Genomic DNA, 7,357 nt, shown 5'->3' on the forward strand with positions numbered 1-7,357 from the left:
GTGAGAGGTATTAGCATTTTTCACACATTAAAAAAGGGAGTATAAACTCCCTTTTTGTGTTTGAGCAGGTGATTTAATCACGCACGTTAGAGGCAAAACACCACCTAACTTAGTGGATTGGAACTGCGTTTTTTTGGTTAAACTTACCAAAGTGTTGTTCTAACACTTCTGGCGTCAGCTTACCTTCCGCTTCCAGCTTTTTCAGCTCAGCGACGATCGCTTTTTGCTCTTCTAGCGACGGCAGTTTTACTTCTGGCTCCTGAGCGGTTTCTTGAGAAATTTGCTCTAGTTCTTTTTCGAAGTCATTCATAGTACTTACCTAAAATTAATGATTGAACTTTTAAACTTCGCCTATTCTATCCAACTCTATAACTTGAAGCTACCAACCATCTTGTCTAAACGAGAAGAGAGCGCTTGAAGATCGCGACTTGCATCCGCCAACTCTTCTGCTGTCGCGGTTGTCATTTCATTTATCGCGTTGATTTCTTCGATATTTTGATTAATGGTATGCACCACCGTGGATTGCTCTTCCGTCGCCGTTGCAACCTGTGTATTACGATCAGAGATGTCGGTGATTCGTTCAGAAATACTGATTAATACCTCGACTGCTTCATCGGTAGAAGTAACCCCTTCTATGGTGACCGCTTTGCCCGCTTCCATAGCACTTACCGCGTCTTGTGCGTCACTTTGAAGCTGATTGATCATGCGCTGAATCTCTTCTGTAGAATCAGCCGTGCGTGAAGCTAGGTTTCTTACCTCATCAGCAACAACCGCAAAACCACGTCCCTGCTCACCAGCACGAGCAGCCTCAATTGCAGCGTTTAGCGCAAGTAAATTCGTTTGCTCAGAGATGTCACGAATTACACCCAGAATCGAGCCAATATCTTTGGTTGTCGACGCCAACTGCGTAACAACAATATTGGTTGTTTCAACATCATCGGCTAGGCGGCTGATCACCTCTTTTGCTTTCATCACAACTTCTCGACCAGTTTGAGTGTTATCTGAAGCCTGATTTGCCGTATCAGCAGCGGTAGCAGCGTTCGATGCAATTTCACTGATGGTCGCACCCATTTGGTTGATAGCTGCAACTACTTGAATGGTTTGATCACGCTGCTCTTGGCTGTTGTCGTGTGTGGATGTTGCTTTCGTTGACACACTTTCTGCCGCTTGACTTAATGAGCCACTGGTTAGAGCAACCTCTTTCATCGTGGCATGAATCTTCTCAATAAATCCATTAAAGCCTTTTGAAAGCTGAGCAATTTCATCATTACCCTTAATTTCAATACGCTGCGCCAAATCGCCTTCACCTTGCCCAAGGTCGGTAAAACGATCGGCAATCAGTCGGATTGGTTTCGTAATGCTGTTTGCTAACCATACGCCCATGAGGATGAATACAACGGCAACAATGATGGTCGTAAACAGCATTTTTTTAGCTGTCGCATTCAGGTCTGCGAATACTTCATCAACGGGAACCACGCCAATAACAAACCAGTTCATTGAAGGAACATACAAACTAGAAACAAAAGTATCCTGCCCTTCAAACTCCACATTAATTAGGTTGAAGCTATTTTTGTTCAACAGCGCACTTGCGTCACTACCAAATAGTTTAGTGATAGAAGTTTGGTTCTTACCTTGTTGGCGGTGTATTTGAATCTGGCCTTGTTCATTAGTGAGGAACACGTAACCCGTATCTTCAATTTTAAACCTATTGAGCAAAGCAACCATGTCTCCCATAGATTTAGAGAGACCTGACATTGATGTACCATTAAGATCTTGGAAATTGGCAAACATTTTCACTTCGCCATTTGCCTCTTGGAACACACTCACGGACGTTTCTTGACCAGACGACGTAAATCCAAAGAACCAAGCATCTTGCGTTCGGTTAAGTTGACGTAAGAATCCGTTTTGATTCCAGTAATATGCCGTTTGACGATTCGCTACCGACGCATCATTAAGACCATACTGTGATTTAACGTTATTGAGCTGCTGAACCAACTGAACTTCTACTGACGGATCACGGTCTGTATTAGATAGGGCTTCAACAATAAATTCGTTTGTAGCCAGCTGTTTTGCCGCTTGTTGCATTTCGACAACTTCGCGGTCAATTTCGGTATTGATTTGCTGCAACATCGCAGGTAGCTCGATGTCAATAAGACGATGGCTCAATACATCTCTCGCATGACGCTGAGCCATAACACCAACAATGATTGTTGATGCTAGAACAGCAAACGTAATGCCAAGTACAACCTTCTGTTTGATGCTCAAGGAATGAAGTTTCAACATATTCGGACCTTTTAAAAGAATCACTTGTTATTGGCCCCACAAGGGGAATCAGGTGCATATCTCATGACACGCACACCACGGAATCTTTATCGGCTCATATGTACAAAACTAGAGGCATTTCTCATTATATTATGAAAAATAAATGTAACACACTGTCAAATAAGCACTTTCAGAGATAGCACGTACTTGCAATTCTCTGTAGCGTCCCAATATTGAAAAGATAAATTGCAATAGAGCGTTGGAACTTTTTTCACATGGAAAATGACCAATACTCAACACGAAAATCACATGGATACCGAGAGTCCAAAGCATGCATAAATCTAACTTCGAAACTCTTCAGCAATACTTAGAGTCGCAGATCATCGGACAGCAAGATCTGGTAAAGCAACTGCTTGTTGCGCTTCTTGCGGATGGGCATATTTTAGTTGAAGGCCCTCCTGGGTTAGCAAAAACCCGTGCAGTAAAATCACTCTCAGACTGTGTTGAAGGCGACTTCCACCGCATTCAGTTCACCCCTGATTTGCTGCCAGCCGATTTAACCGGCACCGATATCTTCCGTCCCGAAACCGGAGAATTCACTTTCCAATCAGGTCCTATCTTCAACTCGCTTATTCTTGCGGATGAGATAAACCGTGCGCCAGCCAAAGTACAAGCGGCAATGCTTGAAGCAATGGCAGAGAAACAAGTCACAGCAGGTCGTCATACCTACCCGCTGCCAGAGTTGTTTTTGGTTATGGCAACTCAAAACCCGATAGAGCAAGAAGGGACCTACCCCCTTCCTGAAGCGCAGCTAGACCGCTTTTTATTGCATTTAGAAGTGGAATACCCAGATGCGGAGCATGAGCTATCTATCTTGCGTATTAACCGCGGAGAAGCAAAAGGCGAAGCAAAGGTTGAACGCCCAATGTTAAGCCAACAAGATATATTCACCGCACGTAAAGAAGTGTTGGATATTCATATGGCGGAAACGATAGAGCAGTACATCGTCCGTTTAGTTATGGCGACACGTCAAGCCAACGAATATGACACTGAGTTGGACAAGTGGTTGTCAATGGGTGTGAGTCCGCGTGCCACCATCGCTCTTGATCGCTGTGCACGTGCGCACGCTTGGCTTGCTGGTCGTGATTTTGTCTCTCCGGAAGATGTTCAAACCATGGCTTATCCGGTACTGCGCCACCGTTTATTGTTGAGTTACCACGCTCAAGCGGAAGGCATTACGGCAAACCAGGTCATCGATAAACTGCTAAACCTTGTTGGCAGTGCATAAACAGGTGAGTGATATGTCCGCTACACATTCATTACCACCTCATGCGAATGGGGTGACATTAACCCTTGAAGAGCTGCTCCAATATCGCACTCAATCTGTACGTTGGTTACCACCAGCACAGAGTCTCTGGTCGCAGATGAGTGGTAACCATACCAGTCGCCAAAAAGGGCGAGGTATGGATTTTATGGAGGTGCGCCAATATCAACCTGGCGACGATATTCGCAGCATTGATTGGCGAGTCACCGCTAGGACCGGTAAAGCACATACAAAATTGTTTGCAGAAGATAAAGAGCAAGCGGTCATTCTTTATCTTGATCTAAGTTCTAGTCTACATTTTGGATCTAAGTATGTACTCAAATCCGTTCAATTGGCCCACTTTGCCAGTGTTCTAATTTGGCTAACTCTAGCTAAAAAAAATCGCATCGGCGCAGTGATTGATGACGGACATCAATGTCTTGAATTTCGCCCCTCTTCTTTACAAAGACAAGGGCTGCGGATTCTTAACGCCATAGTCGACATACATAATGCGCAAGTAACTCGTACTGCAAGCAACGACACTCGTACACTGCCGTATGCACAAGTATTGGAGACACTTCATACGCTCACCCCAAAAGGTAGCGAATTGATTATGCTCAGTGATTTTGCCCACGTAATACCAACGGAACTGGCACAACTACGTCGACTCAAACAACACAATAGCGTAAGGGCTGTTCAATTTTATGATCCGTTAGAAAGAGGCGAAACAGACTTTAGAGGTCAAGTGAAAGCTTCGGATGGGCTGCATAGTCAATGGTTTAACTTTGGCTCTAAAGGACAACGAAGAGAACTCGAAAACCACTTTACCCAACATCAAGAAACCATTAAGCAACAGTGCCATTCGATAGCAATTCCATTTAACACGCTATCAAGTGGCTGGCCCTTAATTTCACAATTAAGCTAACAAACTGACAAGCAGTATTTATTAAGCAGTAATAATAATGACAACAAACAACCAAAGCCTAGACCTTGAACCTTTGATTTTGCCAAACGCTCCGGATTGGTTTCCGCTCGCTTGGGGATGGTGGGTGGTGCTTGCAGCCACCTTGCTCTTCGTTTTCGGCATTTGTCTTTATGTGAGATGGCGTAAAAAACACTTACGCGCAAAAAAGACAGCATTAACACTTTTAACTCAACCTACCGCGCCTCATACCCCCTCTTCTGCTCTGGAAATATTGCGCCAGGCAGCATTGAGTTACTTTCCGCGTGAAGAGATCGCACCATTAACCGGAATCGCTTGGTATGAATTTCTCGATAGCCATACCAAAGAAAGTCGATTCGTAGACAAACAACATCAGTGGCAAGAAGCGTTGTATCAGAATTCTTCCCAAGGGCAGCATCAAAGCTTGGTAGACGATTGTGTCTTTTGGATAACCTACGCTTTACCACCAAAGAAAAAGGCAAATAACCGTGACTGAGCAAACACTCATAACCGATCTTGCCCAATGGCTAAACATTGAATTTGTCTGGTGGTGGGCACTGTTTTTGTTGCCCATCCCCTGGCTGGTATACAAGTTCCTGCCACAAGAATCTCAACAAGCCGAGATCAAATTGGCGTACTTACCAACCAATGAGAATCGCAGCAAGCCTAAGCAAGCGCTGCAAAAAGCACTTTCAATCGCGATCTGGGGCCTTCTTGTCGTCGCTTGTGCGCGTCCAGTTTGGTTTGGTGATCCCGTTGAATTCCAACCCAAATATCGGGACTTGATGTTAGTCGTCGATCTGTCCGGTTCGATGCAGCAGGAAGACATGGAACTCAACGGCGAATATATCGATCGCCTCACAGCAGTCAAAAAAGTTCTGTCTGATTTCGTAGCAAAGAGAAAAGGTGACCGTCTCGGAGTTGTTTTGTTTGGCGACCATGCTTATTTGCAAACACCACTCACTGCAGACCGAAAAAGCGTCATGCAACAGATTAATCAAACCGTCATCGGTTTGGTTGGTCAACGAACCGCCATTGGTGATGGTATTGGGTTAGGCACAAAAACCTTTGTAGACAGTGATGCTCCGCAACGAGTCATGATTTTGCTCAGTGACGGCAGCAATACTGCAGGGGTGCTCGAGCCGCTAGAAGCAACGGAAATTGCGAAAAAATACAACGCCACTATTTACACCGTGGGCGTGGGCGCTGGTGAAATGATGGTGAAGGAGTTTTTCATGACTCGCAAAGTCAACACCGCAGCCGATTTAGATGAACAAACACTGACTAAAGTGGCAGAGGTGACAGGTGGACAATATTTTCGAGCGCGAGATACAGAAGAGCTCGAAAAGATTTATGACACCATCAACCAGCTAGAACCCGTATCTAGCGACACACAAACTTGGCGCCCACAGTCTGAATGGTTTCCATATCCATTAAGCGCTGCATTTGTATTATCGGTATTGTTATTCCTATTAAGGAGAAAACATGGCTGAGTTTATTTTCCTCAATCCTTATTGGCTTTTGGGGCTCATCGTGATCCCTATCGCACTCTTGCTTAATCACAAATTTAGAGCCCAAAAGTCCACACTGATTGCCCCTCACCTATCGCGGATGCTCGGACAAAACACGCAGTCTAAGCATTACTTCACTCTATGGGGTTTAGCTTGGGCAATAACTTGCATTTCATTAGCGGGGCCAAGCTGGCAGTCCAATGCTCGACCAAGCTTTGAGTTAAACCAAAACCGTATCTTGGTGCTTGATATGTCTCGCTCTATGTTTGCTACAGACATCAAACCCAATCGGCTAGCACAAACACGTTATAAGACGCTCGATTTGCTGCCTAAATGGAAAGAGGGAGCCACTGGACTTATTGCTTACGCTGGCGATGCCTATAACTTAAGTCCACTGACAACTGATTCCAGCACGCTTGCGGGCATTATCGAAAATTTGTCACCAGAGCTGATGCCTTTTCAAGGAGCAAACCTGCCTGCCGCGATTGAACTTGCGATCAACCAGTTTTCTCAAGCCGGCACGCAACAAGGCGATATCATCGTGTTAGCGGATGATCTTGATACGTCAGAGCTGTCTCGCGCGTTAGATTTAGTCCAAGGTACAAAGTTTCGCATTTCTGTTCTTGCCGTCGGAACTCCTAACGGTGCGCCTATCGCGCTGCCCGATGGCTCTCTGCTAAAAACGGCACAAGGCACAACCGTCGTAGCGAAAACAAACCTGAAAAACCTACAGACGCTAGCGAATAAAACTGGTGGCCTATTTGTTCCTATTCAACACACCAACCGTGATGTTGAAAATATCGCGGCCTTTACCAATAACATTGGTAGCCAGCTTTCTGCGACCCAAAGCGAAGAAGTTAAAACTGATTCTCGTCTCAACAGTGGCTTTTGGTTACTGCCGTTGTTACTTCTTCCTGCGGCTTTACTGTTTCGACGCGGCCTGATTTGGATGGTAGTTGCGAGTGTAGTCCCAGTAACGTGGACACCGCATGCAGAAGCTAATCCGTTCTTAAATGCCGACCAACAAGGAGCGGAACTCTACAAGCAAGGTGAGTATGAACAGGCGCAAAACCTATTTACAAACCCAAGCTGGAAAGGAGCCGCCAGTTATCAAAAAGGTGACTACGAAGCCGCTATCGAAGCATTTTCTCATGATGCCTCCCTTAACGGCCGCTATAACCTCGCCAACTCGCTCGCTCAAAATGGTCAATTAGAAGATGCGGCTGATTTGTATAAAAAACTGCTAGAGGAAAAGCCTAACTTTGAAGCCGCGAAGAAAAACCTATCGGTTGTAGAAGAAAAGCTAAAACAGCAACAGCAACAGCAACAGCAACAGCA

Annotated in this window: 7 protein-coding genes; 5 read left to right on the top strand and 2 right to left on the bottom strand. The window is 45.2% G+C overall.

What is annotated here, in order from left to right; all coding sequences use genetic code 11:
* Positions 1–109 precede the first annotated feature (109 nt).
* Both IQR33_RS04555 and IQR33_RS04560 read right to left on the bottom strand, forming a co-directional pair.
* On the bottom strand, positions 110–310 hold the full coding sequence (locus IQR33_RS04555; protein ID WP_005375165.1) for a restriction endonuclease subunit S: 201 nt from the start codon (positions 308–310) through the stop codon (positions 110–112).
* A 56-nt stretch (positions 311–366) separates the two neighbouring features.
* A complete protein-coding gene (locus tag IQR33_RS04560) occupies positions 367–2,283 on the bottom strand; it encodes a methyl-accepting chemotaxis protein (RefSeq protein ID WP_193837762.1) in 1,917 nt (638 codons plus the stop codon).
* Positions 2,284–2,593: 310 nt separating this feature from the next.
* Here IQR33_RS04560 and IQR33_RS04565 point away from each other — a divergent pair, with 310 nt between their 5' ends.
* From IQR33_RS04565 to IQR33_RS04585, 5 genes are all read left to right on the top strand, one after another.
* Entirely contained in the window at positions 2,594–3,550 is a 957-nt protein-coding gene (locus tag IQR33_RS04565; protein ID WP_025768547.1) for an AAA family ATPase, read from the top strand.
* Positions 3,551–3,563: 13 nt separating this feature from the next.
* Positions 3,564–4,490, top strand: a complete 927-nt coding sequence (locus IQR33_RS04570) for a DUF58 domain-containing protein (protein ID WP_017635416.1) — start codon at positions 3,564–3,566, stop codon at positions 4,488–4,490.
* Positions 4,491–4,527: 37 nt separating this feature from the next.
* Entirely contained in the window at positions 4,528–5,004 is a 477-nt protein-coding gene (locus IQR33_RS04575; RefSeq protein WP_017821862.1) for a DUF4381 domain-containing protein, read from the top strand.
* Complete coding sequence (locus IQR33_RS04580) at positions 4,997–6,001, top strand: vWA domain-containing protein (protein ID WP_017635418.1); 1,005 nt, start codon at positions 4,997–4,999, stop codon at positions 5,999–6,001. Before IQR33_RS04575 ends, IQR33_RS04580 begins: the two co-directional genes overlap by 8 nt.
* A partial coding sequence (locus IQR33_RS04585) for a VWA domain-containing protein (protein WP_228013760.1) occupies positions 5,994–7,357 on the top strand: 1,364 nt, incomplete at its 3' end. The genes IQR33_RS04580 and IQR33_RS04585, both read left to right, overlap by 8 nt.

It is taken from the genome of Vibrio sp. OPT46, assembly GCF_015163535.1.
Taxonomy (GTDB): domain Bacteria; phylum Pseudomonadota; class Gammaproteobacteria; order Enterobacterales; family Vibrionaceae; genus Vibrio; species Vibrio alginolyticus.